The following is a 26,895-nucleotide window of genomic DNA, read 5'->3' on the forward strand; positions in this document are numbered from 1 at the left end:
GTATCGCAGCAGGATTGGACTGCCCGATCGTGTTCGGCGGCAGCGTCGAGGGCTGACACCAAGTCATCGCCACGGACACCGGACATGCGATGCTGAACGACGATGGAGCGCGGAGTTCACGACCTCGGAGGAGCTGCCGGCTACGGGCCGGTGCCGCATGAGCCCGACGAGCCGCCGTTCCACGCCGATTGGGAACGCCGCGTCTTCGGACTGCTGGGAGCAGTGGCGGGGGCCTCCGCCAAGCGTCCGGGCGAGTTTCGCTACGCACTGGAACGGCTCGCTCCCGACGACTACTTCGGTCACGGCTACTACGGCCGCTGGCTAGCGGGCTTCGAGTTGCTGCTCGCCGAGTACGGCGTCGTCAGTCCCGAGGAAATGAGTGAAGTGGTTGCTCGCCGAGTCGGCGGCTCGGCCGCCCCAATCGCTTCAGTGTCGCCCGCGGGCCGTGCGGTACCGTTCGTCGCGAAGAATCCCGCATTGCTGCCGTCGGATCGACCGACGCCCCCACCACAGCGACGGACCGTGCGCCGAGATCTCTCCGAGCCGCCCCGCTTCGCCGTCGGCGACCTCGTCGTCGCACCGCCGAGCCCCCAGTCCGGACACACTCGCCTTCCGGCCTATGTCGCTGACACGCCGGGCACCGTGGTGAAGGTGCATCCCGCTGAGGTGCTGCCTGACAGCACGGCGCACGACCTCGGTGAGCGTGCCCAGCACGTGTATTGCGTCGGCTACGAGGCGCAGTCGCTGTGGCCCGACGCCGAGCCCAACGCCACCGTCCACATCGACTTGTACGAGTGCTACTTGCGGCCCGCGTCGTGACGCTGCGTTGGGTTCGTCCTGCCGCCTCGCGCCGCTGCAGCTGACCGATCTGGGAGACCCCCATGGACCACGACGACAGCCACAATCACAACTACGAACACGAAGGACACGATCACGACCATCATGACGCGTCGTCGCCGCAGGTTCGGGTGGAGGCGCTGGAAGAGTTGCTGGTCCAAAAGGGGCTGGCTGACCGGGCGCGCATCGACGCCACCATCGGGCGCTACGAACACGACATCGGCCCGATGATCGGAGCGCAACTGGTGGCCCACGCCTGGACCGATCCGGTGCTGCGCCAGCGTCTGCTCACCGATGCAGACGCCGTCGTTGCCGAACTCGACGTGCGAGGCGCCGAGATCGAGCACATCGAGGTCAAGGCGAATGAGCCCGGTGTGCACAACGTCGTGGTCTGCACATTGTGCTCGTGCTACCCGTGGGCGCTGCTGGGCTTGCCGCCGAATTGGTACAAGAGCCCGGAGTACCGCGCACGGGCGGTGCGCGAGCCGCGTGCGGTGCTGGCCGAGATGGGCCTCGAACTCGACACCGACACCGAGGTGCGAGTGTGGGATTCGAGTTCGGAGACACGCTTCTTGGTGCTGCCCGAACGCCCCGCAGGCACCCAAGGATGGTCCGCCGCACAGTTGGCGACGCTGGTGGGCCGCGACTCGATGATCGGCGTCGCGCTCGCCACATCGCCGCAAGCGGACTGAGGCCCTGACATGAGCATCGACGTGCTCGAGGGCACACCCGCGGGGCCGCCGCGGTCCAATGGCGAGCTGGTGTTCGGGGCTCCGTGGCAGGCACGCGCATTCGGTCTGGCGGCTGACCTCGTCGCCGAGGGCCACTTCACCTGGGACGGGTTTCGCTCGCACCTCATCGAGGCCATTGCCAGCTGGGAATCCGCCCATCCGCAAGTCGATCAACGCGGCGGACAAGACGCGGCCACAGCGGCCCCCGATCCGTGGGACTACTACAGCTGCTGGCTCACGGCGCTCGAGAACGCTGTGGTGTCCGCAGGCCTCGCCAGCCCCGAATCGCTGACACAGCGCGCCTGCGAGCTCGCACTGCGACCCGCGGGTCACGACCACTGAATGCCGAAGCACACGCGCGCCCTTCGTGCGGGTGTCAGACTGGACCCATGAGCACCCTCACCTTCCATGATCCGCGAGGCGAGGCCAAGACTGCGCCCGAGCCGTACAGCTTGAGCACACAGCTGGACAAGCCGATCACCATCGGCCTGGTCGCCAATGGCTTCCCCGACAGCGTCCGCTTCCTCGACCATGTTGAGAAGACGCTCGCCGAGCGGCTCCCTTCAGCGTCGTTCAGCCGCTATGACAAGGGCGACGCATCGTCGGTTGTCGGCGAACCGATGCTCGCCGACATCCGCTCCGAGTGTTCTGCGGTAATCGCCGCGTACGGCCATTGAGGCAGCTGCACCTCTGGCACCGTGCGTGACAGCATCTCCGTCGCCCGGCAGGGCATTCCCGCCATCGCACTCGTCACCGATGCGTTCTGGCCGCAAGGCGACTTCGTGGCAGCCGCCACCGGCATGCCGGCCGTTCCCCGCATTCGCCTGCCGCACCCGATTGCGGGCAGCGGCGAGGACAACATGGCCAAGGTGGCCGCTGACATCGCACCGCAGATCGTGGCGATCCTGAGCGGCGCCGTCACCAACTGATCAGGCCGTGACGCTCTTAGAGGCCCGCAGCGAGGCCGACGCTCTCGAACAGCTGCACGCGCTCGGGCTTACCGACGGCCTGCCAGTGATCATCCCGACTCCTGAACGAGTAGCCGCGATGGTGCTCGCCACCGGCCTCGATCCCGACCTTGAACTGGGCGTCATGGGTCCCGCGCACGGCGTGGCCAGCGTCGAGAAGGTGGCTGCCGCCGCAGTGATGGCCGGCTGCCTGCCCGACCACATTCCCGTTGTCGTGGCCGCCGTGCGAGCCGTGTGCAAACCCGAGTTCGACCTGACCGAGATGCAGAGCACCACCCACTGCACCGCGCCGCTCATCGTGGTGTGCGGGCCTGCTCGGCACCAATGCGGGGGCGTCGCCTCAGGCTTCGGGGCGCTCGGACCGGGTCACCGTGCCAATGCCTCGATCGGCCGGGCGCTCCGGCTGACGATGATGAACATCGGCGGTGCCCGTCCCGGCGTGTCCGACATGGCGCTGCACGGGCATCCGGGCAAGTTCACCTACTGCATCGCGGAAGACACAGAGAACAGCCCGTTCGCGCCGCTGCACACCTCGTATGGCTACGAGCCCGACCAGAGCGCCGTGATCGTGACAGGCGCCGAGGCGCCCCACTCGACGTTCTTCACCGGCGACGCCGACGATCCCGAGTCGGCCAACCGCCTGCTGAACGTGATCGCCGCCGTGATGGCGAATCCAGGAAGCAACAATGCACACCTTCGCCACGGCTCGCTCGTGGTGATCATGAATCCGGACCACACGGCCGTGCTGGCCCGGGCAGGACTGAGCCGTGAGGACGTCCAGGCCGAACTCGCTGCTCGGGCCGCCAACTCGACGGCCATGCTCGTCGCCATGGGGTCTGTATTCCATCTTGGGAACGACTCGCCGCCCGACGAGATGGTGCCGATCCTGAAGGACCCGAGTCGGATCGTCGTGTTCCAAGCGGGCGGCAAGGGCCTCTACACGATGGTGATGCCGTCCTGGTGTGCGGGGCCGCACCAGAACCCGGTGGTCCACGCCGAGATCGATCTCGACCAGGCCTGCGAGGTGCCCCCCATCGCGGGCGCACTGGGCGACGGCGCATCAGACACAGGCGAAGCACTCGGCGTCGGAGGACTCAGATGAGCGCTGTTCCACGGCCGCACGGAGGCCTGTGGTTCGAGGAGCTGACACCGGGGCTGGTGATCCACCACCGACTGCGACGCAGCATCACCGAAGCCGACAACGTCATGTTCACCACCATGACGATGAACCCCGCCGCGCTGCATCTCGACTTCGAGTACGCACGCACCGAGACGCAGTTCGGCCAACCGCTCGTGAACTCAATGTTCACCGCGGCCGTCGTCGTCGGCATCTCAGTGCATGAGACAACACACGGCACCACCGTGGCCAATCTGGGCTTCGAGCGCATGGACTTCCCCGCACCCGTGTTCCACGGCGACACGTTGCGCGTCGAGAGCGAGGTGATCTCGGCTCGGGCGTCGAAGAGCAAGCCCGACCAAGGCATCGTGCTGTTTGAACACCGCGCCTACAACCAGAGCGACACGCTGGTCGCCATCATGCGCCGCAACGCCCTCATGTGGCGCGAGCCGGCGGATTCAGCGGGCTCCTGACGTCCCGCGCACCGGTACCCATCCCGGCGGGTCCGCGCCGATGCACACTTGACGCTCGTGGGCGATCGAACCGCATCTGACGCCGGGGCACTGTTGCAGGTCGCGCGGAGGCTTGCGGACGAGGTGCTATTCGAGCGCGCCCTCGATGCGGACGCGGCCGGGGTGGTACCGCACGACAACTTAGACCGGCTGCGCGACGCCGGCTTCTACGGCTTGTGGGCGCCACGCGAGGTGGGCGGCTGCGGATTCGACGAGCTTGAACGGCTCGCCATTATCGAGGCCCTGGCTGGCGGCTGCCTCACGACAGCGTTCGTGTGGGCACAGCACGGCGGCGGCTCGGCGGCCGCGGCACGGACACCTCCGGGTTCGCTGCTGCACGATCGGTGGGCCCGTGCGCTGGCAACCGGCGAGTCCCGCAGCGGAGTGGCATTCGCGCACGTGCTTCGGCCTGAACCGTGCCTGTTCGCCGAACGTTGCGGCGACGGCTGGTCGCTGCGCGGCGTCGCACCGTTCGTCACCGGGTGGGGCCACATCGACGCCGTGCTGACCGCTGCGCACACCGCGGACCGTCTGGTCTGGATGCTGATCCCGGCGACCGAGGCGACCACGTTGGCGTCGCGCCGGCTGCGTTTGGCCGCGGTGGACTCGTCGGTGACCGTCGAGCTGCATTTCGACGGTCACATGGTCGGCGACGACCATGTCGTCGAGGTCATCGGATACGGCGAATGGCTTGCTGGCTACCGCCTGGGACTGCGAACCAACGGAGCCCTCATGCTGGGTGTCACCTCTCGGGCGCTCGCACTGCTTGGCCCGTCACCGCTCGACGCGGAGCTGGACGCAGCGCGCCGTGCTCTGCACGCCGCCGAGGTGGACGACATGCCCGAATGCCGCGCTCAGGTTGGCTACGTCGGCATCCGCGCCACCAGCGCGCTTGTGTCATCGGTCGGCGGCCGAGCCATCACGCTTGGCCATCACGGACAGCGGCTCGCTCGCGAGGCCTTGTTCTTGGTCGTCCAAGGCCAGACCGCCGAGATCCGTTCCGGCCACCTGCGCCGTCTCGGCGCCGCAGATTCGAACCGCTAGGGCAGGCCGGCGCCGGGAATCTCGACCCGGACCGTCTCTATGCGACCGCCCGCGGGAGCGTCGGATGGCGGGCGGGACGTCGGCGCAGTGACCATGTAGAGGGTGCGCCGATCGTCGTCGCCGAGCATGCACGCGAAGCAGTTCAGCTCCAGCTCGATGACGTCGGTGACCTCGCCGCCGTCGACCACCCGAAAACAGCTGGCGTTGACGGGATCGGCAACCCAGATGCCTCCCTCGGCGTCCAAGCAGATGCCGTCGGGCACACGTTCGCCGAGTTCAGCGAATGTGCGCCGCCCGCTGAGCGAACCATCGGCCTCGATATCGAACGCTGTCATGCGGCGGCCGTAGCTCTCGGCAACGACCATGTGACTCCCGCTGGGATCGATCACCGTCCCGTTCGGGAAATCGAAGCCGTCGGGACCGGGCCGTGGCGTCCCGTCAGGGGAAACGATGGCCAAGGTGGCCTGCGCGAACGTCTCCCCCGCACTGTCGTCGAAGCCGAAGTTCCCGACATATGCAGTGCCGTCGGCCGACACAACCATGTCGTTGCAAGGCCCGCCGGCGATCAGCGACAAGTCAGCGTGCAGCGTTTCGTTGCCGTGGGCGTCGAGGCGCCGGAGCTGGCGGTCCAGCATCGAAACGAAGACCAGGTCGCCGTCAGGCAGCCATCCGAGCCCCGACGGCTGGGTCGGCACGGTATGCACAAGCTCCTCGTGGCCGTCGGGCGTGACGGTGAAGATGCCGTGGCGGTAGAAGTCGCTGTACCACAGCTTGCCGTCGTGCCAGCGTGGACCTTCACCGAACCTGAGCCCGGTTACCACTACCTCAGTCGTCGTCATGGCCGCCGACGCTAGTGCCGCTCAAGGACTCGATCCGAAGCCGCCCCGTCGACGCGGAGTCGCTCGGCGAAGCCACGAAGAAGGGTCAGCGAGCGACTGCCATCTGGTGCTTGATGGGGCCGACGTGGAGATGGCCGATGCGGCTCTGGGCACCGTCGAGCCGCAGCCCGTCGAGCATCGGCGCCACCACCTTGAAGAACGCTCGCAACTCCCAGCGGGCTAGGTGAACACCCAGGCAGAAGTGCGCCCCGTGACCGAATGCCAGGTGGTCATTCGGCGTGCGGCGCACGTCGAAGCGGTAGGGCTCGGGAAAGCGGCGCTCGTCGCGGTTCGCCGACGGGTACCACACGCCGACGTGCTCTCCGGCCTTGATGGTCTGGCCACGCAGCTCGGTGTCTTTGCTGCAAGTACGAGCGAATTGGATCACGGGCGACGTCCAGCGCAGGATCTCCTCCACCGCGGTCTCGAGCGCATCGACATCGTCGGCGGAGATCCGCTCGTTCAGCACGTCGAGCTCGTCTCGGTGCTCAAGCAGGGCGATCGTGCCACCGCTGGCGGCGTTGCGAGTCGTCTCGTTTCCCGCTGCGATCATCAGCCGCAGGTAGCCCACCAGCTGTTGCGGCGTCAACGGTCCTGACGCGGTTTCAGAGCGCAGCAGGATGCTGACGAGGTCACGACCAGTGGCGCCGTCACGTCGCCGTTTGTCGATGAGTTCGCTGATCCAATCGTCGAACTCGCGGATCATGCGCGCCCGCATGTCGACGTGCGCTTCTCCCGGCAGGCAATAGCGATCCAGATCGGGATCGTCGAACAGCACCGACGTCCACGCGTGCACTTGGGACCAGTCGTCAGCGGACACGCCCACCATTTCGCAGATTGCGGCCAGCGGCAGCTTCACGGCCAAGTCCTCGACAATGTCGGCGCTGCCTTCGGTGGCAATCCGGTTCACGAACTCCTCCGCGAATCGCTGCGCGTGGTGCTGTAGCGATTCGGACCGTGAACGCATGGCCTTGGGTGTGAACTCCGGCACCACCAGCCGCCGCATGTCCCAATGGTCGGGCCGGTCCTTGAAGATGAAGTCGGGCGGCTCGTCAGGCTCCCAGCCCAACTCGATTGCCCGGCGCCGGTATTTGGACCAAAAGCGCAGATCCCGGTCGGCGTCGGCAAGGCGGAGTCGCCCGCCGCCGTTGATGAAGGTCTTGTTCTGCCCCGAGACCCACTTCACGTCCTCGTGGCGGGTAATGGCCCAGAACGGGACGATGTTGTCCCGCACGTACCAGTACACCGGGGCTTCTTCGCGCAGCAGATCCCACTCGGCCCACGGGTAGCCCTGCGCCGCGTAGCGATCCGTGTCGTGAATAACCACATCGTCGACCTGCATGAACGCTCGCTTCGTCTCAACGACCCGCACCGTCGCTGGGCCACCGTGCCTGCTGCGCAATGTACTGACCAACCGGTGTTGCGTGCCTGGCTCCGGCTCCGGCTCAACTGAAGGTGCGTTCGTCGCGCCATGTCCCACAGACTGTGCACATGAGCACACCATCACATGAAGGTTCGGCAGATGCAGGATCGGCACATGCAGGATCGGCCAACGCAGGATCGGCCAACGCCTCGGGCGGCGGTGAACTTCCGGTCGTGTGGTTCGACCGCCCAGCCGGACGCCTGCAGCGAGAGCTGCTCGAAGGCCGCGCACGCATCGCAGACGTGCGCGGCAACGACCCGCTGGAAGGCATCGAGACTGCGCAAGGCGCGATCGTGGGTGCTGCGATCCGCTACGACCGCAACGTCTACGAACGGGCTCCCAACATGCGGGTCATTGCTCGCGCCGGGATCGGCTTCGACAATCTCGACCTCGACGACGCCACCGAGTTCGGCATCGCTGCTTGCAACACGCCCGATGGACCGACCGTGTCCACCGCCGAGCAGGCGGTGGCGCTGATCTTCGCAATCACCAAGGGTGTGCGGGAATCGGTCGATCGGCTCGAAGCGGCCGAAGGCGGCTACTGGGCGCGCCACGGCCACCTCGAACTGCGCGGCTCGACCCTCGCGCTGCTGGGACTCGGCCGCATCGGCGGATACGTGGCCAGCGTGATGTCCGCCGTCGGCATGAACGTGGTCGCGTACGACCCGTATGTGAGCGACGAGCGCATCGCCGAACTGGGTGTGCAACGAGCGAGCACGCCTGCTGACGCCGTGTCTGTGGCACACGTGGTTTCTGTGCATGCGCCGCTCAGCGACGCGACACGCCATCTGGTCGACGCCGACTTGCTTGCGGCGATGATCGACGGCGTCTATGTCGTCAATACGTCCCGTGGTGGCCTGGTCGACCAAGATGCACTGCTGGCCGCACTGAGCGCCGACAAGGTGCGTGGCGCCGCGCTCGACGTGACCGAGCCCGAGCCGCTGCCGCCAGACCACCCGTTGCTGGGACGCCCCGACGTGGTCGTCACCCCGCACGTGGCCTCGGCGACTGTGGCGGGTCGGCGGCGCATCTTCATGCACGCCGTCGCAGAGGTGATGACCGCGCTGGACGGCAGCAAACCGCCGAACATGCTGAACCCGCAAGCCTGGCCGGGCCGCAACGCGTGACCATGTGATTGGGCGGCACGCCAACGCCGTCCCAAGCGCCGCCATAGCCTCAGGTACCGATGGCAGACACGGCATCAGCGGCCGGACAGTTGGCGGCGTTCCTGCCCCGCGAGCCCGACGCCGATTCACTGCTCGGCGGCTTTCTGGACTACACCGCCGACATCGGTTTGGAGCTCTATCCGGCTCAAGAAGATGCGATCCTCGAAATCTTCGGCGGCAACCACGTCATCATCACCACGCCGACCGGTTCTGGCAAGTCGCTCGTCGGACTTGCGGCGCACTTCGAAGCGGTCGCTCGCGGCGCTCGCAGTTACTACACGGCGCCAGTCAAAGCGCTGGTTTCGGAGAAGTTCTTCGTGCTCTGCGGCGAACTGGGAGCACAAAACGTCGGCATGATCACCGGCGACGGCGCGGTGAACCCCGATGCGCCGGTGGTGTGCTGCACCCAGGAGATCCTCGCCAACCTCGCACTCAGCCACGGCGCTGACGCTCGAGTCGACAGCGTTGTCATGGACGAATTCCATTTCTATTCCGACCGTGACCGGGGCTGGGCTTGGCAGGTGCCGCTGCTGGAGCTGAACCACACCCAGATGGTGCTCATGAGCGCGACGCTGGGGCCGACGGCACGTTTCGCCGAGGATCTGCGACGTCGCTCGGGCCGGGAGGTCGCCACCGTGACAGGCGCAGAGCGTCCGGTCCCGCTCACCTTCACCTACCGCGAGACAACCCTGCACCAATCGCTCGAAGAGCTGCTGGAACTGCGGCGTGTCCCCGCCTACATCGTCCATTTCACCCAGAAAGCCGCCACCGAGCGTGCCCAGGCGCTCACCAGCATGAAGGTGCTCACCAAGGACGAGAAGTCTGCGGTCGCCGCCGAGATTGTCGACTTCCGGTTCGATTCGCCGTTCGGGCGCGACGTTCAACGATTCGTCAAGGCCGGCATCGGCGTGCACCACGCGGGGATGCTGCCCAAGTACCGGATGCTCGTCGAACGGCTCGCCGGAACGGGACTGCTCAAGCTGATCTGCGGTACCGACACGTTGGGCGTCGGCGTGAACGTCCCGATCCGAACGGTCGTGTTCACTCAGCTCTGCAAGTACGACGGGCGCGACACCCGCACCCTGACGGTGCGCGACTTCCAGCAGATCGCCGGGCGGGCCGGCAGACGAGGCTTTGACCACGACGGTTTCGTTTGGTGCCAGGCCCCAGAGCACGAAGTGGAATACGCCATCGCTCTTGAGAAGGCCCGCGAGAAGTTCGGCGACGACGCGGCCAAGCTCCGCAAGGTGCGGCGGCCCTCTCCGCCTAAGCGCGGGTATGTGGCGTGGAACGCCGACACCTTCGAGCGGCTGGCATCGGGCCAGCCTGAAGCGCTGCGGTCCCGCTTTGACGTCTCGCACTCGATGCTCATGCACGTGCTGGACCGGCCCGGCGACGGCCGTGCCGCAATGAAGCGGCTGTTGACCGACAACCACGAGACGCGCAAATCCAATCGCAACCACATCCGGCGGGCCATCGCGATCTACCGGGCGCTGGTGGCTGCAAGTGTCGTCGAACAGCTCGACGAGCCCGATGATGAGGACCGGCTGGTGCGCGTCAACGTCGATCTGCAACTGGAGTTCGACTTGACCCAGCCGCTGTCGCCGTTCGCACTCGTCGCGATCGAGTTTCTGGACCGCAACGAACCGACCTACGCACTCGACGTGCTCAGCGTGCTGGAGTCAACGCTCGAAAACCCCACGGTTGTACTGGAGCGCCAGCGAGACATGGCCCGCACCGACCTGATGGCGGAGATGAAGGCCGAAGGCATCGAATACGACGAGCGCATCGAGCGCCTCGACGAGGTCGAATGGCCCAAGCCGCTGCGCGACTGGCTCTACGACAGCTTCAACGCCTGGTCGACCAACCACCCCTGGCTCGGAAGCGAGAACGTCCGCCCCAAATCCGTCGCCCGCGACATGTCCGAACGCGCCATGACCTTCCGCGAGTACGTCAACCACTACGGCATCAAAGGCTCCGAAGGCGTGCTCCTTCGCTACCTCAGCGACGCCTACAAAGCACTCTCGCGAAACATCCCCGAACATCACCGCACCGACGACATCGTGGAGCTGACCCGCTGGCTCGGCGAAACCGTCCGCAAGACAGACAGCAGCATCATCGACGAATGGGAACGCCTCCAGGCACTGGCTGCCGGCTAGTTCGGAGCGCTGTAGTTGGGCGCTTCTTTGGTGATGACGATGTCGTGGGGGTGGCTCTCTCGCAGCGCAGCCGCGGTGACACGCACGAAACGCGTGCGCGTGCGCATGTGGTCGATCGTCGAGGCGCCGCAGTAGCCCATGGCCTGGCGCAGACCGCCGACCAGCTGGTGCAGCACACCTGACAACGGGCCCTTGTAGGCCACACGTCCCTCGATGCCCTCGGGAACCAGTTCGTCGGCGTCTCGGCCGTCCTGGAAATAGCGGTCCTTCGAGAAGCTGCGGCCCTTCATGGCGCCGACCGAGCCCATGCCTCGATACTCCTTGAAGCGCTCGCCCTGGTACAGCACCACCTCGCCGGGCGACTCGTCGGTGCCAGCGAGCAGGCTCCCGACCATCGCGCAATCGGCACCCGCTGCGATCGCTTTGGCCAAGTCGCCCGAGAATTGCATGCCGCCGTCGGCGATGACCGGCACACCGGATTCCGACGCCGCTGCTGCACAGTCGAACACTGCAGAGATCTGTGGCACGCCGACCCCGGCAACGACCCGCGTCGTGCAGATCGAGCCTGGTCCGATGCCGACCTTGACCGCGTCCGCGCCGGCATCGATGAGTGCCCGGGCCGCATCGCCAGTTGCCACATTGCCGGCCACGACTTCGGTGCCATGGTTGGCCTTGATCTTCGCGACCATCTCGATGACATCACGGCTGTGACCGTGGGCAGTGTCGACCACGATGGCGTCGACGTCTCGTTCGACCAGCGCCGCGACCCGATCCAGCGTTTCAGGTCCCGTGCCGACGGCGGCGGCGACGAGCAGCCGCCCGAGCTTGTCCTTGGACGCGTTCGGGAACTGGATCCGCTTCTGGATGTCCTTCACCGTGATCAGCCCGACAAGACGGAAGTTGTCGTCGACGATCGGGAGCTTCTCGATGCGGTGGCGTGCCAACACGACCTGCGCTTCTTCAAGCGTCGTCGGCGCCTTCGCCGTGACGAGGCGTTCCGAGGTCATCACTTCGTGAATTGGCCGCGACCAGTCGGTCTCGAAGCGAAGGTCTCGGTTGGTAAGGATTCCCACCAGCTTCCGCGTCGGGTCGGTGATGGGCACGCCGCTGATCTTGAAACGAGCCATCAGCGCTTCTGCATCCGACACCAGATCGTCCGGTCCGAGGGTGATGGGCTCGACGATCATCCCGGACTCCGAGCGCTTCACCCGGTCCACTTCCGCTGCCTGGTCGGCAATCGCCAGGTTCCGGTGGATGACTCCGATGCCCCCGTGGCGGGCCATCGCTATCGCCAGCCGGGCCTCGGTCACGGTGTCCATGGCGGCGCTGACGAGCGGCACCGCGAGCGTGATCCTGCGGCTGAAACGGGTCGCTGTGTCCACCGTGTCGGGCAGCACGTCGGATGCTGCGGGCACCAGCAGCACGTCGTCGAACGTGAGGCCGTCGGCGACGAATTTGGCCTCCAGAGACGGGAAACCGACCGGCGGTTGCTGCGGTGTCGAGACCATGGCGCACGATACCGCGCTGCCCTCCGCGATCCGGCGACCGGCAACGGCGGGCACGGTAGGTTGCACGGGGTCGACCGACGGAGTGCGATGTGGCCGATTTCCAGCAGCACGAGTCGATTGCAACGCTCCACCGACTGAGTGATCGCCCCGTCGAGAGCTTCGAAGCAGATCTGTTCGAGCGCTCGCGCCGAAGTCCCATCGCCCTCATCATTCCGGCGCTGTACAGCGAGATCGGCGGACCTGCGCTCGGCCACATCGTCGACGAAATCGCCAAGATCACCTATCTCGACGAGATCATCATCGGCATCGACCGCGCCAACCCCGCCGAATTCGCGGAGGCGAAACAGTTCTTCTCTCGCTTGCCGCAGCGAACCCGGCTGCTGTGGAACGACGGCCCTCGGCTGCGCGGCATCGACGAACAGCTCGCCGATCGGGTGCTCGCCCCCAGCGAGCAGGGCAAGGGACGCAACGTCTGGTACTGCCTCGGCTACTTCCTGGCGTCAGGCCGCTGCGAGAACGTTGCGCTCCACGACGCTGACATCCTCACCTATGACCGGGGAATGCTGGCCCGGCTGCTGTACCCGCTCCTGAACCCCACCTTCGGCTACTCATTTTCCAAGGGCTACTACTTCCGGGCCAGCGGCGATGTGTCCGCAGACGGCCGCGGCGTGAACGGGCGGATGAACGGGCGGGTGGTGCGCCTGCTGGTCACGCCGTTGTTGAGAGCGCTGCGCGCCACTATCGGCGAGCACGACTACCTGCGATATCTCGACGGGTTCCGCTACCCGCTCGCCGGTGAGTTCGCGATGAAGCTCGACATGACGCGCAGCATCCGCATACCGAGCGACTGGGGTCTCGAGATCGGCGTGTTGTCAGAGGTGTACCGCATCTACCAGGGGCGCCGGATCTGCCAGGTCGACATCGCCGATCGGTACGACCACAAGCATCAGGAGCTGTCGGTGGCCGATGCGAACGCCGGGCTGCACAAGATGAGCCGCGACATCGCGAAGGCCATCTATCGCAAGCTGGCGATCGACGGCACGGTGCTGGGCACTGAGACCTTCCGCACGGTGAAGGCCGTCTACTACCGCAACGCTTTGGACCTCGTCAGCCACTATCGAAACGACGCCGCGTTCAATGGCTTCGATTTCGACTTGCATGCCGAGGAGACCGCCGTGGAATTGTTCGCGGCGGCGATCATGGAAGCGGGCGACGAGTTCCTGAACGATCCGATGGAAACACCGTTCATCCCGAACTGGTCGCGGGTGCAGAGTGCTGTGGACGGGGTGCTAGAGCAGCTCTACGACGCTGTCGAGGCTGACAACGCCTAGCGCTGCGGGGCTGCCTCCCGGCCAGAAAGCGCAGGCCCCCTGCGCTCGGCTTCCAAGCACAGCCAGATCGTCTGGCCCGCAGTCAGGGATGCTCTCGAACCTGGGCCGTACACCCGGTCCTCAAGAAGATCCACGCAGCCTTCGTGGACGAACTGCGCCCCAGCACTCCCAGGCGGGCACAGCCCGGACAGCACTTCGAAGTCGATGGTGAGCTGACTGTGCGAAACGTTGGTGATCGACACCACCGTTTGGTCCCATTGCGGCCCGCCCCGGATCACGCCGAACGCCCGGGAGCCCAAGTCCAGCGACACCTGCGCGCTGTCGGGATGGAACGCCGGCTGGCCGCGCCGCACCAGCATCCGGCGCACCAGTTCCACCAGCACCCTGCGACGAACGCCGTCCTGTGAGCCAAGCAGGTCGACTGCCTCGTCGAGCGTCAGCTTGCGCCGGTTGATGGTGCGCTTGTTCTGCTCGACAGGCGGCAGACCGTGATCGGTGACGATGCGGGGCGGTGCGCCGATCGGCGCCCAGTAGCTGGGGGTGCCCAGCAACGCATGCACGTACAGCGCAGGAATGCCGGCGAGGCTCAGCATGACCGTGTGCGCGGCAAGGAACTGCGCTACTCCAAGCACGTCCCGGTCACCGGCGAACAGATCCCACAGCGAGACGTTCAGTTCGTACGCCTTGGGGCCGGCGGGGGTCTCGAACTCCGAGTGAGTGCCGCCTGCGCTGTGTGCCGCCGCGATAAGCCGGAAGATCTGGGCACCGCTCAACAGTCCCTCTACCGGACGCAGCCCGATCCCATCGTGACTGGCGATGAAGTTGAAGTACGACGCTCCCGCCGGCGGCGGCTCCAGCTGAGCGAGCCACTGCTGCAAAGCGACGGCCGACCCCGACAGCATTGTGTGGGCGACCAGCGGGGGGAGGCTGAAGTTGTAGACGAGATGGGCTTCATCGCCTGCGCCCCAGTAGGCCACGTTCTGGTCGTGAGGCACATTGGTCTCGGTGACGATGACCGAGCCAGGACAGCGCGCATCCAGCAGTGTTCGCAGCAGCTTGACGATCTCGTGGGTCTGAGGCAGGTTCACGCACGAGGTGCCCGGCTCCTTCCAGAGATAGGCGATGGCGTCGAGGCGGAACCAACGCACGCCAGCGTCGACGAGGCATGCGACAGTGCGCAACAGGTCCAGCAGAACCTCGGGCTCGGCAAAGTCCAGGTCGATCTGGTCATGGCTGAAGGTGCACCACAGCAGCCGGGGGCCGTCGGGGGTTTCGACCTCGCGCAACAGCGGCGCTGTCCGTGGTCGCACCACGCTCGAGGTGTCGTCTTCGGGTTCTGCGGTGAGCAAGTGCCGGCTGCCGGGCATTTCCCCTTGGCAGAACTGATCCATCCAAGGGTGATCGGCGCTGACATGGTTCACGACGAGGTCAGCCATCAACGTGTAGGTGTCGCTGAGCGCTGTGATGTCGTCCCAGCTGCCGAGCCGTGGGTCGACCGCTCGGTGGTCGGTGACAGCGAAGCCGCCATCGGAGCTCGCCGGGTAGAACGGCAGCACGTGCACGACGGTCACGACATCGCCCGTCAGGTCGTCGAGCATCTCGAGGAGGGTGTGCATCGGCACTCTGCCCGCCTCGGTGATCGAGTCGGCGTACGTGATCACCGCAATGTCGCGCTGATCCCAACGCGGCCCGGCGTCGGACACCTCACCAGCCGGCTCCCCGCCGATCGCGGCGAGCACGTCGTCGACCAGCTTGAGTGTGGGCAGCTGGGGGTAGACGAATTCAAGGTGGCGCCGGACACGGCTGCGAAGATCCCCCACCGTCACGTCCTGAGGACCCCCATCACTGGCCCGTTCGCCTGCCCGTTGAGCTTGGAGCCGTACCGGGCGACACTACCGAACGCCTGGGATCGGGCCGCGTTCCTGCCGGCGGCCGCGTAGCGTGGTCACATGACCGAGACCTTGCTCGACCGACCGAGCGATACCGCCGCGACGCCGCCGCGCCACCCGCTGTCGATGATGACCGAAGCCGAAGCCCATGCCGCCATCGAGGTGCTGCGCCGCAGTGGGCGCATCGGCGACAGCGCTCGCTTCCACGGATTCTGCATCTGGGAGCCGCCCAAGGCAGAGGTCGCGGCCTGGACGCCCTCCGCCAGCACCGACCGCCGCTTCGAGATAGTGGTACGCGAGAACGGCGAGGTGTACACCGCCGTGGTCTCGGTGACTCGCGGTCAGGTCGACTCTTGGGAGCACCATCCAGGCGTCGTGCCGCGGGTCGGCATGGCGGAGTTGTTCGCGGTGATGGACGCCTGCCGGGCCGACCCGGGATTCGCTGCGGCCATCGCCAAGCGCGGCATCACCGATCCGTCGCAAGTCCAGATCGACCCATGGCCGACCGGCGACTATGGCTTCGAATTCGAGACGAATCGGCGGGTGCAACGCTGCATCGCCTTCTGGCGCCCGAATCCCACCGACAACGGCTACGCCTACCCCTTGGACGGGCTGATGGTGCATGTCGACGTGGACACGCTGGAAGTGCTGCACATCGAAGACTTCGACCAGTGGCCGGTGGCTTCTGAGCGGGGCAACTTCGACGTCGACGCCGTCACCGAGGACTTCGGGCCGATGCGAACCGACTTGCGTCCGATCGAGATCACCCAGCCCGAGGGCACCAGCTTCACACTCGACGACAACGAGCTGCACTGGCAGAAGTGGTCGATGCGCGTCGTCATGGATGACACCGAAGGCCTGGTGCTGCACCGGATCACTTATGACGACGGTGGCCGCGTGCGTCCGATCATCGACCGGGCATCACTGGCCGAGATGGTGGTGCCCTACGGCGACACCCGTCCGTCTCAGACGTTCAAGCACGCGCTCGACTCTGGGGAGTTCGGCCTCGGCCTGATGAACAACTCACTCGAGCTGGGCTGCGACTGCCTCGGCGAGATCGCCTACCTCGACTCCACCCAGGTGTTCGACGATGGCTCCGTGGTCACCACGCCGAATGCGCTCTGCATCCACGAGGAGGACTTCGGCATCGGCTGGAAGCACTTCGACTGGAATGCCGACACCACCGAGGTGCGTCGATCTCGCCGGTTGGTGGTGAGCGCCATCCACACGGTCGGGAACTATGAGTACGGGTTCTTCTGGTACTTCTACCTCGACGGCTCGATTCGGTATGAGGTGAAGCTGACCGGCATCCTCACCACTCGCTCGCACCGCGACGGCGACGATATGACCTTCGCCCGGCAGGTCGCCCCGCACGTGTCCGCCCCAATTCACCAGCACATCTTCTGCGTGCGATTGGACATGGCGGTCGACGGCACTGCCAACACCGTGGTCGAGGTGAACACCGAAGCGCTGCCGCCGGGCCCCGACAATCCGCATGGCACTGCGTTCGCCGCACGTGAAACGGTGCTGGAGAGCGAGTTGGCTGCTCGCCGTGACACCAACTCGTCGTCCAGCCGGTACTGGCGGATCGAGAGCGGCGACCACATCAACCGGCTCGGACGCCCGACGGCGTTCCGGCTCTTGCCGTCGCCCACGACGACGATGTTCGCTGCGGCCGACAGCCCGCATTCCGAACGCGCCACCTTCGGCCGGCACAACTTGTGGGTGTCGCCGACCGACCCCGACGAGCGATATGCCGCTGGCCGGTTCCCCACGCAGCGCAACGCTGGCGACGGGCTGGAGCGCTACACGGCGGGCGACCGGCCGATCGTCGGCACTGACGTCACGGTGTGGCACACGTTCGGGATCACCCACGACGCCCGTCCCGAGGACTTCCCGGTGATGCCCACCGAGTACGTCAGCTTCGGGCTGGTGCCAGACGGCTTCTTCGACCGCAATCCGATGCTCGACGTGCCGCCATCATCGAACGGCCACTGCGGCTGAGCCCGTCGCGGCCTACTGTGGCCCGATGGCGGGAGCTCCCGAATCCGAAGAACCGAGCCTGACAAACCCTGAGGCCGGTCTATCCGGCGTTGAGCTCGTCGAGCACTTCTCCCCGGCACCGACTGAGGGGCTGCGCATCGCGCCGTTGCTCGACGCGATCGAGGCGCAGGCAGAAACGGCAGACCGGACTCGATCGGTCTCGACGGAGGTCATCGAGGCAATCCGGGGCACCGACTTCATGCGCATGTCCGCCACCCCGAACATCGGCGGCGTCGAGGAAACGATGCTCGGTATGGGCCGAGAGCTCGAGGCGGTGGCCGCCCGCTGCCCCAGCCTGGCGTGGTGCCTGTGGAACCACCTGTGCGTGTTCCACCTGTTCGTCGGATCCATGGGCCCCGAACAGCAGGATTTCCTCACCGACATCGTGACCAAGGGCCATTGGGTGTCGTTCCCCGGCGGTGCCCGCAGTTCCGTGTACGGACGCATCGAAGGTGATCAGGCCATCCTGAACGGGACCGGCCGCTGGGGCACCGGTGCCCGCTACGCCGACTACTGCGGCGTGGCCTTCGCCATCACTGGCCCAGAGGGCAAGCCGGTGCGCCCGATGGACATCCGATTCACCATTGTGTCCACCAAGACCGAGGGGATGAAGATCGATCCGTCGTGGGACGGCGCCGGACTGCGGGCCTCGGCCACCGACGACGTCCACTACACCGACGTGGGGGTGAAGCTCAACGATTGCGTGAACTGGTACGGAGTGAATCGTGCCGAGTCGCTGCGCAGTGTGCCGGTGGTTCACCACCGGTACCGCGAGGACTGGGTCGGCATCTCAGACCTGTGGCTGACGTGGATGGGCGTGGGCCTTGTACGCCGGGCGCTTGCCGAGGCGGCTGACGCAGCTGGCGGCCGTCGGGTGATCATCGGCGGCAAGATGGTCGAGCGGCCCACCGTGCAGGTCAACTTCGGGCGGGCGGCATCGCTGCTGGCGGCTGCCGCCGCGGCCGCAGAGACCGCCTGCAATGACGTCGACCGTCGCATCGCCGCGGGAGACACTCCCGACGAAGCCGACTACCTGCGGCAGATGGCGGTGACAACAATGGCAGTCGAGCAGCTCGACGAAGCCATGTCGCTGCTGCATCGCACACAAGGCGGCACAGCGCTGCGAGAAGGCGGTGCATTCGAACGGCGCTACCGGGACTTCCGGGCGATGCCGGTGCACATCAACGTGCATCAGGACCGCGTCACCCATCAACTGGGCCGTCACCTGCTCGGACTGGAGCTCAATCCGTTCTAGTCTCGCTGGCCCCTGCCAAGCGGACCGCCACGCAGTGTGGCCCCCCAGCGCGAACGGGATGCGAACAGGCCGCCACCACACCACGGCACCGCGCCGCGCACCGTTGGCCGCGCGTCAATGTGAGCGAGATTAGGCTCGTTGAATGTCGCCCGTGGTGTGTCCGCGGGCGCGGGCGGAGAGGGAGATCATGCGCTCGAGGATCTTGACAAAGCTGGGCATCGCACTGGTCGGCATAGCGCTGCTCGGGGCCGCGTGCGGCGGCGACGACAGCGACCCGGAGGACGTCACAGCCGCATTTGTGCTGGTCGGCCCGGTGGGTGATGCCGGCTGGAACTGGGCGCACGACCAGGGACGCCAATACGCCGGGGATCAGACGGGAGCCACGACGCTGTTCGTCGAGAGCGTTCCTGAGAATGCCGAGGACTTCAAGGCGGTCGCCGTCGACTTCATCGAGAACGAAGGCGCCGACATCATCTTCGGCACATCGTTCGGGTACATGGATCCGATGCTCGAACTGGCCGACGAGTATCCCGACGTCGTATTCGAGCATGCCTCCGGCTTCAAGATGAACGAGACGAACTTCGGCAACTTCTTCGGTCGCATCTACCAGCCCCGCTACCTGTCGGGCATGGCTGCGGGCGCGATGACCGAGAGCGGTCAGCTGGGTTACGTGGCGGCGTTCCCCATTCCCGAGGTGATCAGAGGCATCAACGCCTTCACCTTGGGCGTGCGCGAGACGAACCCGTCCGCTGAGGTCCACGTCATCTGGACCTTCACCTGGTTCGACCCGGCGGTTGAGGGCGATTCGGCCAAGGCCCTGCTCGAGGCGGGCGCCGACGTGATCGCCATGCACCAAGACTCCACGGCTGCGGGTGTTGCGGCCCAGGAGGCCGGAGCGCGCTGGGTTGCCTACAACTCCGATATGCGTGACTTCGCTCCGGATGCCTTCATCACGGCACCAGTGTGGAACTGGGGCCCGCGTTACGCCGAGATCATCGAGGCGGTCGCTGCGGGCACATACGAGCCGGGCGCATACTGGGGCGGCATGGACGACGGCATCGTCGGACTCGCACCGCTGGCTGACGATGTGCCAGGCGACATCGCCGATCGCATCGATGAGGTCGCCGACCAACTCAGTGGCGGCGAATGGGACGTGTTCACCGGCGAGATCCGCGATCAGGACGGCAACGTACGCGTCGCCGCCGGCGAGACCCTCGACGATGGCTCAATGCTGGGCATGGACTGGTTCGTTGAAGGCGTCGTGGGTGACGCCAGCCCCTGATCCGATTGATCGAATCGCACTGACATCGCCGCTGGCGCTGGACGAGACCCCTGACTTGACCGAAGTCAGGTCGTCCAGAGCCAGCGGTGGTGCCGCGCCCACAACTCCGTCGGGCATCGGTGCTGCGAGCCTGCTGGCAACGTGAACCCGCCTGAGGGGTCCGGCGGCGAGGGTGCCGCGGCAACACTCGCGGTGGACCTGCGCTGCATCCGCAAGGAGTTCCCTGGCGTCGTGGCCTGCGACGGCGCCAACCTGGCTGTGCGGCCCGGCACCATCCACGCGCTCCTGGGCGAGAACGGTGCTGGCAAGACCTCGCTCGTCAATGTGCTGGGCGGCGTCTATCTCCCCGACGGGGGCGAGATCCGGATCCACGGCGAACAACGCCAGTTTCACTCGCCGGCTGACGCCATCGCCGAAGGAATCGGCATGGTGCACCAGGAATTCCGCCTTGTGCCGACGCTGACCGTCGCCGAGAACGTGGTCCTGGGTTCGGCGCCCCGCTATCTCAACATGAGCCAGATCGTCGAACGAGTCCGCCATCTCGCTGCGACGTACTCGCTCGATGCCGACCCGACTCGACCGGTATGGCAGCTGTCCGTCGGCGAGCGGCAGCGCGTCGAGATTCTGAAAGCGTTGTGGCGCGACGCCGATGTTCTGGTGCTTGACGAGCCGACGGCCGTGCTGACGCCTGCTGAGGCCGCTGACCTCGGCGAGACGCTGCGAGCGATGGCCGACCGTGGCCGCTCGGTGATCTACATCAGCCACAAGCTCGACGAGGTGCTTTCAGTCTGCGACGAGGCGACCGTGCTGCGAGGGGGTGTCACCGTCGCTCAGCCGGGCAGCCTTGCGGGGGTCGACCGATCCGACCTCGCCCAGATGATGGTCGGCGAGACAGCAGCCGAAGTGCGACGCCCAGCGGACCGCCCGAGTGGTGATGTCGTGCTCGCTCTCGAGGGCGTCTCGGCGCTCAGTGATCGAGGATTCCCGGCGCTGCACGCTGTCGACCTCGACGTGCGAGCCGGCGAGATCGTGGGGATCGCCGGCGTGTCAGGCAACGGTCAACGAGAACTGGCCGAAGCAGTCGCAGGCTTGCGGGCCACCACGCAAGGAACAGTCCGGCTCGCCGGCGCCGACATCACCGGCGCGTCACCGAGGGTTCGTTCCCGCAGCGGTTTGGCCTACGTGCCCGAAGATCGGCTCGGTATGGGCCTGGCGCCGCACATGTCGGTCGTCGACAACTCCGTCGTGCGCTCGTACCCGTCCCTGCGGCGAGGTGCCATGCTTGATCTGAAACGCTGCGAAGAGTTCTGCAAGGGTCTCGTTGAGCGCTTCGGCGTCCAAGTGGGACGCTTGCACGAGGACGTCAGCGCTCTCTCGGGCGGCAACCTGCAGCGCCTGTTGCTGGGACGCGAGCTGACCGGCGAACCGCGAGTACTCGTGGCGGCGCAACCCACGCGAGGTCTCGACGTCGCGGGCATCGCCGCCATCCAGGAGCAGATTGTGGCGCAGCGCAGCGCTGGTGTCGGCGTGCTGCTCATCTCCGAAGATCTCGACGAGCTGCTCGCGCTGTCGGACCGCTTGGTCGTGATGTACGAGGGCCGCATCGCGGCTCGACTCGACCCGTCCGACACGACCCGAGCCGAAGTGGGTGCAGCGATGGCCGGCGGCGGCAGCTCGGGACCGATCCCGCACACCCGCCAACCCGCCGCCGATCCAACGGCACAGCCACAACACAGGGCGGCGGCTCGTGACTGATCCCACACACGCTCCGCTGCACACGGTGTCGCGCGGGCAGGCTCGCTGGCATCACGGCGTGATTCGGCCGGTGTTGCAACGACGGACAAATGTCGCGCCCGCTGCGCAGGCCATCGCCTTCTTGATCGGCATCGCCGCAGCGCTGATAGCGGGCGCGCTGCTGCTGTTGGCAGCAGGCCACGACCCGGGCACGGTCTACGGCCGGATGATCGATTCCTCGCTGGGCGGCCTGAACTCCATTTCCCGAACGCTGTTGCGAGCGACACCGCTGGCGCTGGCCGGCCTGGCTGTCGCCGTGGCCGGCTCGATGGGTTTGTGGAACATCGGCGCCGAGGGTCAGATGATGGCCGGCGCCACCGTCGCCGCGGGTGTAGCGATTGCGGCAGGAGACCTGCCCGGACCTCTGCTGATCTTGGCAATGATCGGTGCCGGGGCAGTCGGCGGCGTCATCCTGATGGCAGGCCCGGCGTTGGCTCGGGCGTACCTCGGCGTCAGCGAGATCATCACAACCCTCATGCTCGTGGAGGTCTCGATTCGGATCGTGGAATGGCTCGAAACGGGTCCGTGGAAGGATCCCGAGTCGCAGGGCTTCGCTCTGATCGAGCCTCTGCCCGATCAAGCCTCGTTGCCGGGCCTGTTCGGCCGCGTGCACATCGGCGTCCTGATCGCGATCGCCTTGCTCGTCGCGTTCTGGATGGCGGTGTCGAGAACGGCATGGGGCTACGAGCTGCGAATGGCCGGATCGTCGCCGGCCACCGCTCGCTATGCAGGAATCTCGCTGCAGCGCAAGGTGCTGACCGCGCTCTTGCTCTCCGGTGCGCTGGCGGGCTTGGCCGGGGCCGTCGAGCTCACTGGGACGGCCACACGGCTTGATCCCGGCCTTTCGAACGGCTACGGCTTCGCTGGCATCATCGTGGCTGCACTGGCGCTGATGCGGCCGTCCGGCGTGGCAGCAGTGGCCTTTGTGTTCGGCGCGGTGCAGGTTGGGGGCCAATCCATCCAGACGCTCGGGGTCACCAGCTCGATCGCCACGATCCTGCAGGCGATGATCCTCATCGCTGCACTGGTCGCGGCCGTCTTGTTGAACTATCGGATTCGCTGGGTGCGTCCCGTGGGAAGCGACACCGACCTGCCTGAGGCCGCGGACGCCGCCGGGACAACGGGAGCAGCAGGTGTCTGAGGCCGCGATCATCGGGCTGCTGGTGGCCACCATCCAGTTCGCCACGCTTGTGTATCTGGCCGGGCTGGGCGAGCTGATCGCCGAGCGCTCCGGTGTCCTGAATCTCGGCGTCGAGGGCATGATGGCCATGGGCGCCGTCAGCGGCTTCATGGTGGCGCTCGCCACCGACCGGCCGTGGATCGGCTTCTTGGCGGCGGCGCTCGTCGGCATGGCAGTTGCAGGCGTGCACGCGATGGTCAGCGTCGTGATGGGCGCTGGTCAAGTCGTGTCCGGTCTCGCCATCACCATCGGCGGTCTCGGCTTTGCCGCATTCATCGGTCAGGACGCCGTGCGCCAACGGGCCGATGCAGTGTTCACCGATCTGGGGATAGCCGGTCTGGCAGATATTCCCTGGGCAGGACCGATCTTGTTCAATCAACCACCCGTGGTGTATCTCGCCGCCGGGTTAGGTGTTGCAGCCTGGTTTGTGCTCAATCGGACCAGGCTCGGCCTCGCGCTGCGAGCTGTTGGCGAATCCGCTTCCACGACCGACTCGGTGGGCCACTCGGTGACGCTGCTGCGTTCGGGCGCAGTGCTGGTCGGTGGTGCATTCGCCGGCGCAGCAGGTGCCTTCCTGTCGCTCTACATGGCCGCTGGCTGGACGGAGGGCCTCATCGCGGGCCGAGGCTGGATTGCCGTGGCGCTGGTTATCTTCGGCGCCTGGCGGCCCGGACGGCTCGCTGCTGGCTCGCTGCTGTTCGGATTCACGCTTGCGCTGCAGCCACGCGTTCAGACATTCGACCTGAGCCTCTTCGGCCTCGAGGTCAACACGATCTCGCCGGCGCTGCTCGGCATCCTGCCGTTCCTGCTGACTGTCGTGGTCCTCATCGCCATCAGCTTCCGGGCCCGCCATCGGCCGAGCCCAGCGCCCGCCGCTCTAACGCTCCCCTACCGGCGCGAGGAACGCTGAGAGCGCTGTTAGGCGCTGGGGAGACCGCTGCCGGCCTCGTGACAGGGGCGGGCTAGCGTCTCCCGGATGGCCGAGGGCACCCCGCACGAATCGTTACCGGACGGCACGAAGCTGCAGATCCGGCTGCCGCCAGAGCTCGAAGCCGGTGTGTGGTCCAACTTCGCCGTGGTACGGCACTCGCCCTATGAGTTCACGCTCGACTTCATCCGGCTGGATTTCAGCGGCAAGCAGTCACCCCGGCGAGGCGTCGTCGTGCAGCGCGTCAACATGTCGCCGCAATTCGTGGAGCAGCTCATCAGCGCGCTCAGCGACAACATGTCCAAGTTCGCCTCGAACCTTGCACCGTCCAGTCTCGAATCGCTGGATGACCACGACGACGATCCCGACTAAAGCCCGACCACAACCGCGAATTCACTGACTAATTCGCTGTATGCGCAGCACGGCGATGCAAGGGCAGCGGCAAGGGCCGGTTCTCCATCTGTCGGCGGTGAACCTCGTAGGCCGGCAGCGCGATCACAACATCGACGAGTGCGCCCTCGCTCCCGATTGGTACGACGATCTCGACCACTTCCGAGGTCGAGACGCCGGGCGTCGCCTCTATCGGGGACCACCTGGGAGCTGCGTGTCGCGGCTGCGAGCGGGTGCTGACATCACGGCTCCGACCTCGCGTGGTCCAAGAGCGGCGTGTACTACCTCATGGGTCTCGACGATCTGCTCAACGCAGAAGCGACGACGTGACGGATACTGGGCACCTGCGGCCAGCGCATCACGCTCGGAGTCGAACACCTCGATGTCACTCTGGCGAGTGCGATCAACGACGAGAGCCCACCGGCCGGCGTCAGTTTTCAGCAGTCGGCGACGTCGCTTCACGAAGCGCGCTTCAAGTCTCGCCAACACGGCATCGGCAACCATTCCGCTCTCCCGCTTGACAACCGTCGGCATTCATACTCGCACAGCGTGTCGGGATGTCTCCCGCAATTGATTGCCGGACGTCGCGATCGGCATGTCTGCTCGTGGAGCAGCTCATCAGCGCGCTGAGCGACAACATGTCCAAGTTCGCTTCGAACCTTGCGCCGTCCAGTCTCGAATCGACCGATGAGCCGCAGGACGGCCCTGACGCTTGACCGCGCTCAGCGCTGGGGCGAGCGCTGGTGACCTTTGGACCTCGAACGGTTGTTGTTGCTTCCACGGTGCCGGGATTGATTCTTGGCTGCCGGGCGCTCGAGCGTGCGACGCCGCGACTGCGAGCCTGGACGCTGTGAATCTGGGCGCTGGCGGTTCGCGTCGGCGCTGGGTTTGCGGCGCTCAGAGCGTGACTGCGGTGCGTCCGCGTTGGAGTTGCTGGTCTTCGAGCCTTGCGGGCTGGAATCGGTGGCGAATCCGCGGGCACTGGCGCTGCCGTTGCGTGGAGCGGTTGTCCGGATCGCAGCCACGTCCACCTCGGTAATGGGCTGTTGCAGGCCCATCTTGCGCTGCATGGACTTGAGTTCTTTGATCTGCTCGGGCAGGATCAGCGAGACCACTACGCCACCCAGGCCGGCCCGGGCGGTGCGGCCCGATCGGTGAAGGTAGGTCTTGTGGTCGGCCGCAACGTCGTAGTGGACGACGGCGCCGACACCTTCGACATGAATGCCGCGGGCAGCGACGTCAGTTGCGACCAGCGCCTGGACCTTGCCAGCGGAAAACTCGGCCAGCGCCCTTGTGCGCTGGCTCTGGCTGCGTCCGCCGTGAAGCGCCGCCGTGCGGATGCCTCGGCTATGCAGCTGCCGGGCCACGCGATCGCAGCCATGCCGGGTTCGACAGAACACGACCGTCGATCCTGCGGCGTCGATCGCTTCCGCACAGACATCGGTGCGATCGGTCTTGGCCACGCTCCAAAACACGTGGTCGGCAGCGCTGACGTCGGGGATCTCGTCTCCAACCTCGTGACGCACGGGGTCGCGCTGGTAGTCGCGGGTCAGTGTTGCCACATCGCCGTCGAGCGTGGCGGAGAACAGCATGGTCTGGCGCTTTGTGGCGGTCTGGTCGAGCAGGCGCCGCACGGCTGGGATGAATCCCATGTCAGCCATGCGGTCGGCCTCGTCGATGACGACCTTGTCAACCGCGGACAGGTCGACTTCGCCCTGACCGATCAGGTCTTCGAGGCGACCGGGGCACGCCACAAGAATGTCGACACCGCGGCGCAGGGATCCGATCTGAGAGCCGTAGCCCACGCCGCCATAGGCAACGCTGACGCGGCGCTTGCCTGCGAAGGTGCGCAGCTCGGTCATGATCTGATCGGCGAGTTCGCGGGTCGGCGCAAGTACGAGCGCCCGGGGCTTGCGCGGCTGGGCGGTGCCGACGCTGGCCACGAGCGGAATACCGAACGCCAGCGTCTTGCCGGATCCGGTGGGCGCGCGGCCGCAGACATCGCGTCCGGCCAAGGCATCGGCCACGGTGGCCGCCTGGATGGCAAACGGATGGTTGATGCCACGTTGAGCGAGGGCGCTGACGATGAAGTCGGGGGCGCCCAGCTGGGCAAAGGTGGGGGACATGTTTCTCCTGGCCCGCTGCGCGCGGGCTCTGCACGGGTTCGGTGGCACCTCAACGGGGGGTGAAGAGGTCGGCGTAGTACGGGTCTGGTCCACGTTGACAGGAAGAACCAAGACCAGCCTGCGAACCCGTCGGCCGAACATGTCGGCCAGACGACGGGAGGGTACCGGCGCACGCTGCGCAATCCTCACCGAGCGGAACGCGCCGGGTGGCCCGAGATGTGTTGCCCGAGATGTGTCGCCAGAGGTGACGTGAGACGCCGCCCCTGCCCGATGTGACTGCCGACGGAACTCTGGTGACCGATATGTCTCGGCCTCAGGCTCCCAACGCCGCCAG

General features: G+C 66.4%; 23 protein-coding genes and 1 pseudogene. 18 read left to right on the forward strand and 6 right to left on the reverse strand.

What is annotated here, in order from left to right; translation table 11 throughout:
* The first annotated feature begins 102 nt into the window (after positions 1–102).
* The 7 genes from nthB (at position 103) to ACQY5K_RS08015 (ending at position 5,209) form a co-directional block, all read left to right on the forward strand.
* Positions 103–819, forward strand: coding sequence for a nitrile hydratase subunit beta (nthB, locus tag ACQY5K_RS07985; protein WP_428121775.1), 717 nt, complete (start codon positions 103–105; stop codon positions 817–819).
* A gap of 62 nt (positions 820–881) precedes the next feature.
* Positions 882–1,529, forward strand: a complete 648-nt coding sequence (nthA, locus tag ACQY5K_RS07990; RefSeq protein ID WP_419922279.1) for a nitrile hydratase subunit alpha — start codon at positions 882–884, stop codon at positions 1,527–1,529.
* A 9-nt stretch (positions 1,530–1,538) separates the two neighbouring features.
* On the forward strand, positions 1,539–1,910 hold the full coding sequence (locus ACQY5K_RS07995) for a nitrile hydratase accessory protein (protein ID WP_419922278.1): 372 nt from the start codon (positions 1,539–1,541) through the stop codon (positions 1,908–1,910).
* A 47-nt stretch (positions 1,911–1,957) separates the two neighbouring features.
* On the forward strand, positions 1,958–2,497 hold the full coding sequence (locus tag ACQY5K_RS08000; RefSeq protein WP_428121779.1) for a UGSC family (seleno)protein: 540 nt from the start codon (positions 1,958–1,960) through the stop codon (positions 2,495–2,497).
* Positions 2,498–2,504: 7 nt separating this feature from the next.
* The gene (locus ACQY5K_RS08005; RefSeq protein WP_428121781.1) at positions 2,505–3,638 is read left to right on the forward strand and encodes a hypothetical protein; all 1,134 of its coding nucleotides are present in this window, start codon (positions 2,505–2,507) and stop codon (positions 3,636–3,638) included.
* A complete protein-coding gene (locus ACQY5K_RS08010) occupies positions 3,635–4,126 on the forward strand; it encodes a MaoC family dehydratase (protein WP_419922275.1) in 492 nt (163 codons plus the stop codon). The genes ACQY5K_RS08005 and ACQY5K_RS08010 overlap by 4 nt, the downstream gene beginning before the upstream one ends.
* Before the next feature lie 57 nt (positions 4,127–4,183).
* Positions 4,184–5,209, forward strand: coding sequence for an acyl-CoA dehydrogenase family protein (locus tag ACQY5K_RS08015; protein ID WP_428121784.1), 1,026 nt, complete (start codon positions 4,184–4,186; stop codon positions 5,207–5,209).
* On the opposite strand, the gene ACQY5K_RS08020 is transcribed toward ACQY5K_RS08015, so the two are convergent.
* Together ACQY5K_RS08020 and ACQY5K_RS08025 are read right to left on the reverse strand one after the other, a co-directional pair.
* Entirely contained in the window at positions 5,206–6,048 is an 843-nt protein-coding gene (locus ACQY5K_RS08020; protein ID WP_428121787.1) for an SMP-30/gluconolactonase/LRE family protein, read from the reverse strand. The genes ACQY5K_RS08015 and ACQY5K_RS08020 overlap by 4 nt on opposite strands.
* An 85-nt stretch (positions 6,049–6,133) precedes the next feature.
* Positions 6,134–7,429: a cytochrome P450 gene (locus tag ACQY5K_RS08025; RefSeq protein ID WP_428121789.1), complete on the reverse strand. Its 1,296-nt coding sequence runs from the start codon at positions 7,427–7,429 to the stop codon at positions 6,134–6,136.
* Positions 7,430–7,578: 149 nt separating this feature from the next.
* Between ACQY5K_RS08025 and ACQY5K_RS08030 the strand changes: the two genes are divergently transcribed.
* A complete protein-coding gene (locus ACQY5K_RS08030; RefSeq protein ID WP_428121791.1) occupies positions 7,579–8,637 on the forward strand; it encodes an NAD(P)-dependent oxidoreductase in 1,059 nt (352 codons plus the stop codon).
* Between the two features lie 43 nt (positions 8,638–8,680).
* Positions 8,681–10,817, forward strand: a pseudogene (locus ACQY5K_RS08035) (DEAD/DEAH box helicase); the annotation flags it as partial.
* Between the two features lie 14 nt (positions 10,818–10,831).
* On the opposite strand, the gene guaB reads toward ACQY5K_RS08035, so the two are convergent.
* Positions 10,832–12,343: an IMP dehydrogenase gene (gene guaB / locus ACQY5K_RS08040; RefSeq protein ID WP_428121793.1), complete on the reverse strand. Its 1,512-nt coding sequence runs from the start codon at positions 12,341–12,343 to the stop codon at positions 10,832–10,834.
* An 89-nt stretch (positions 12,344–12,432) separates the two neighbouring features.
* Here guaB and ACQY5K_RS08045 point away from each other — a divergent pair, with 89 nt between their 5' ends.
* Positions 12,433–13,674, forward strand: coding sequence for a glycosyl transferase (locus tag ACQY5K_RS08045; protein WP_428121796.1), 1,242 nt, complete (start codon positions 12,433–12,435; stop codon positions 13,672–13,674).
* On the opposite strand, the gene ACQY5K_RS08050 is transcribed toward ACQY5K_RS08045, so the two are convergent.
* A complete protein-coding gene (locus ACQY5K_RS08050) occupies positions 13,671–15,500 on the reverse strand; it encodes an alpha-amylase family glycosyl hydrolase (protein WP_428121798.1) in 1,830 nt (609 codons plus the stop codon). The genes ACQY5K_RS08045 and ACQY5K_RS08050 overlap by 4 nt on opposite strands.
* A gap of 123 nt (positions 15,501–15,623) precedes the next feature.
* Between ACQY5K_RS08050 and ACQY5K_RS08055 the strand changes: the two genes are divergently transcribed.
* From ACQY5K_RS08055 to ACQY5K_RS08085, 7 genes are all read left to right on the forward strand, one after another.
* The gene (locus ACQY5K_RS08055) at positions 15,624–17,567 is read left to right on the forward strand and encodes a primary-amine oxidase (protein ID WP_428121800.1); all 1,944 of its coding nucleotides are present in this window, start codon (positions 15,624–15,626) and stop codon (positions 17,565–17,567) included.
* Between the two features lie 25 nt (positions 17,568–17,592).
* Positions 17,593–18,861: an acyl-CoA dehydrogenase family protein gene (locus ACQY5K_RS08060; RefSeq protein WP_428121802.1), complete on the forward strand. Its 1,269-nt coding sequence runs from the start codon at positions 17,593–17,595 to the stop codon at positions 18,859–18,861.
* A 187-nt stretch (positions 18,862–19,048) separates the two neighbouring features.
* Complete coding sequence (locus ACQY5K_RS08065; protein WP_428121804.1) at positions 19,049–20,143, forward strand: BMP family ABC transporter substrate-binding protein; 1,095 nt, start codon at positions 19,049–19,051, stop codon at positions 20,141–20,143.
* Positions 20,144–20,284: 141 nt separating this feature from the next.
* Entirely contained in the window at positions 20,285–21,898 is a 1,614-nt protein-coding gene (locus tag ACQY5K_RS08070; RefSeq protein WP_428121807.1) for an ABC transporter ATP-binding protein, read from the forward strand.
* Positions 21,891–23,078, forward strand: a complete 1,188-nt coding sequence (locus ACQY5K_RS08075; protein ID WP_428121810.1) for an ABC transporter permease — start codon at positions 21,891–21,893, stop codon at positions 23,076–23,078. Before ACQY5K_RS08070 ends, ACQY5K_RS08075 begins: the two co-directional genes overlap by 8 nt.
* Positions 23,071–24,027, forward strand: coding sequence for an ABC transporter permease (locus ACQY5K_RS08080; RefSeq protein ID WP_428121812.1), 957 nt, complete (start codon positions 23,071–23,073; stop codon positions 24,025–24,027). Before ACQY5K_RS08075 ends, ACQY5K_RS08080 begins: the two co-directional genes overlap by 8 nt.
* Positions 24,028–24,093: 66 nt before the next feature.
* Positions 24,094–24,417: a DUF3467 domain-containing protein gene (locus ACQY5K_RS08085; RefSeq protein ID WP_428121814.1), complete on the forward strand. Its 324-nt coding sequence runs from the start codon at positions 24,094–24,096 to the stop codon at positions 24,415–24,417.
* A gap of 207 nt (positions 24,418–24,624) precedes the next feature.
* Here the strand turns inward: ACQY5K_RS08085 and ACQY5K_RS08090 are convergent, their stop codons facing one another.
* Entirely contained in the window at positions 24,625–24,969 is a 345-nt protein-coding gene (locus tag ACQY5K_RS08090; protein ID WP_428121816.1) for a hypothetical protein, read from the reverse strand.
* Between the two features lie 23 nt (positions 24,970–24,992).
* Here ACQY5K_RS08090 and ACQY5K_RS08095 point away from each other — a divergent pair, with 23 nt between their 5' ends.
* A complete protein-coding gene (locus ACQY5K_RS08095; RefSeq protein ID WP_428121818.1) occupies positions 24,993–25,151 on the forward strand; it encodes a hypothetical protein in 159 nt (52 codons plus the stop codon).
* 6 nt (positions 25,152–25,157) lie between these two features.
* Here the strand turns inward: ACQY5K_RS08095 and ACQY5K_RS08100 are convergent, their stop codons facing one another.
* Positions 25,158–26,561, reverse strand: a complete 1,404-nt coding sequence (locus tag ACQY5K_RS08100; protein ID WP_428121820.1) for a DEAD/DEAH box helicase — start codon at positions 26,559–26,561, stop codon at positions 25,158–25,160.
* Positions 26,562–26,895 lie beyond the last annotated feature (334 nt).

Source organism: Candidatus Poriferisodalis sp., from assembly GCF_965262965.1.
Lineage (GTDB): Bacteria > Actinomycetota > Acidimicrobiia > Acidimicrobiales > Poriferisodalaceae > Poriferisodalis.

Excerpts from the sequence above, each read along its gene's own strand:
- nthB (WP_428121775.1), top strand. The coding sequence starts at position 103 with ATGGAGCGCGGAGTTCACGACCTCGGAGGAGCTGCCGGCTACGGGCCG.
- nthA (WP_419922279.1), top strand. The coding sequence starts at position 882 with ATGGACCACGACGACAGCCACAATCACAACTACGAACACGAAGGACAC.
- ACQY5K_RS07995 (WP_419922278.1), top strand. The coding sequence starts at position 1,539 with ATGAGCATCGACGTGCTCGAGGGCACACCCGCGGGGCCGCCGCGGTCC.
- ACQY5K_RS08010 (WP_419922275.1), top strand. The coding sequence starts at position 3,635 with ATGAGCGCTGTTCCACGGCCGCACGGAGGCCTGTGGTTCGAGGAGCTG.
- ACQY5K_RS08020 (WP_428121787.1), bottom strand. The coding sequence starts at position 6,048 with ATGACGACGACTGAGGTAGTGGTAACCGGGCTCAGGTTCGGTGAAGGT.
- ACQY5K_RS08025 (WP_428121789.1), bottom strand. The coding sequence starts at position 7,429 with ATGCAGGTCGACGATGTGGTTATTCACGACACGGATCGCTACGCGGCG.
- ACQY5K_RS08030 (WP_428121791.1), top strand. The coding sequence starts at position 7,579 with ATGAGCACACCATCACATGAAGGTTCGGCAGATGCAGGATCGGCACAT.
- guaB (WP_428121793.1), bottom strand. The coding sequence starts at position 12,343 with ATGGTCTCGACACCGCAGCAACCGCCGGTCGGTTTCCCGTCTCTGGAG.
- ACQY5K_RS08055 (WP_428121800.1), top strand. The coding sequence starts at position 15,624 with ATGACCGAGACCTTGCTCGACCGACCGAGCGATACCGCCGCGACGCCG.
- ACQY5K_RS08060 (WP_428121802.1), top strand. The coding sequence starts at position 17,593 with ATGGCGGGAGCTCCCGAATCCGAAGAACCGAGCCTGACAAACCCTGAG.
- ACQY5K_RS08065 (WP_428121804.1), top strand. The coding sequence starts at position 19,049 with ATGCGCTCGAGGATCTTGACAAAGCTGGGCATCGCACTGGTCGGCATA.
- ACQY5K_RS08085 (WP_428121814.1), top strand. The coding sequence starts at position 24,094 with ATGGCCGAGGGCACCCCGCACGAATCGTTACCGGACGGCACGAAGCTG.
- ACQY5K_RS08090 (WP_428121816.1), bottom strand. The coding sequence starts at position 24,969 with ATGCCGACGGTTGTCAAGCGGGAGAGCGGAATGGTTGCCGATGCCGTG.
- ACQY5K_RS08095 (WP_428121818.1), top strand. The coding sequence starts at position 24,993 with ATGTCTCCCGCAATTGATTGCCGGACGTCGCGATCGGCATGTCTGCTC.
- ACQY5K_RS08100 (WP_428121820.1), bottom strand. The coding sequence starts at position 26,561 with ATGTCCCCCACCTTTGCCCAGCTGGGCGCCCCCGACTTCATCGTCAGC.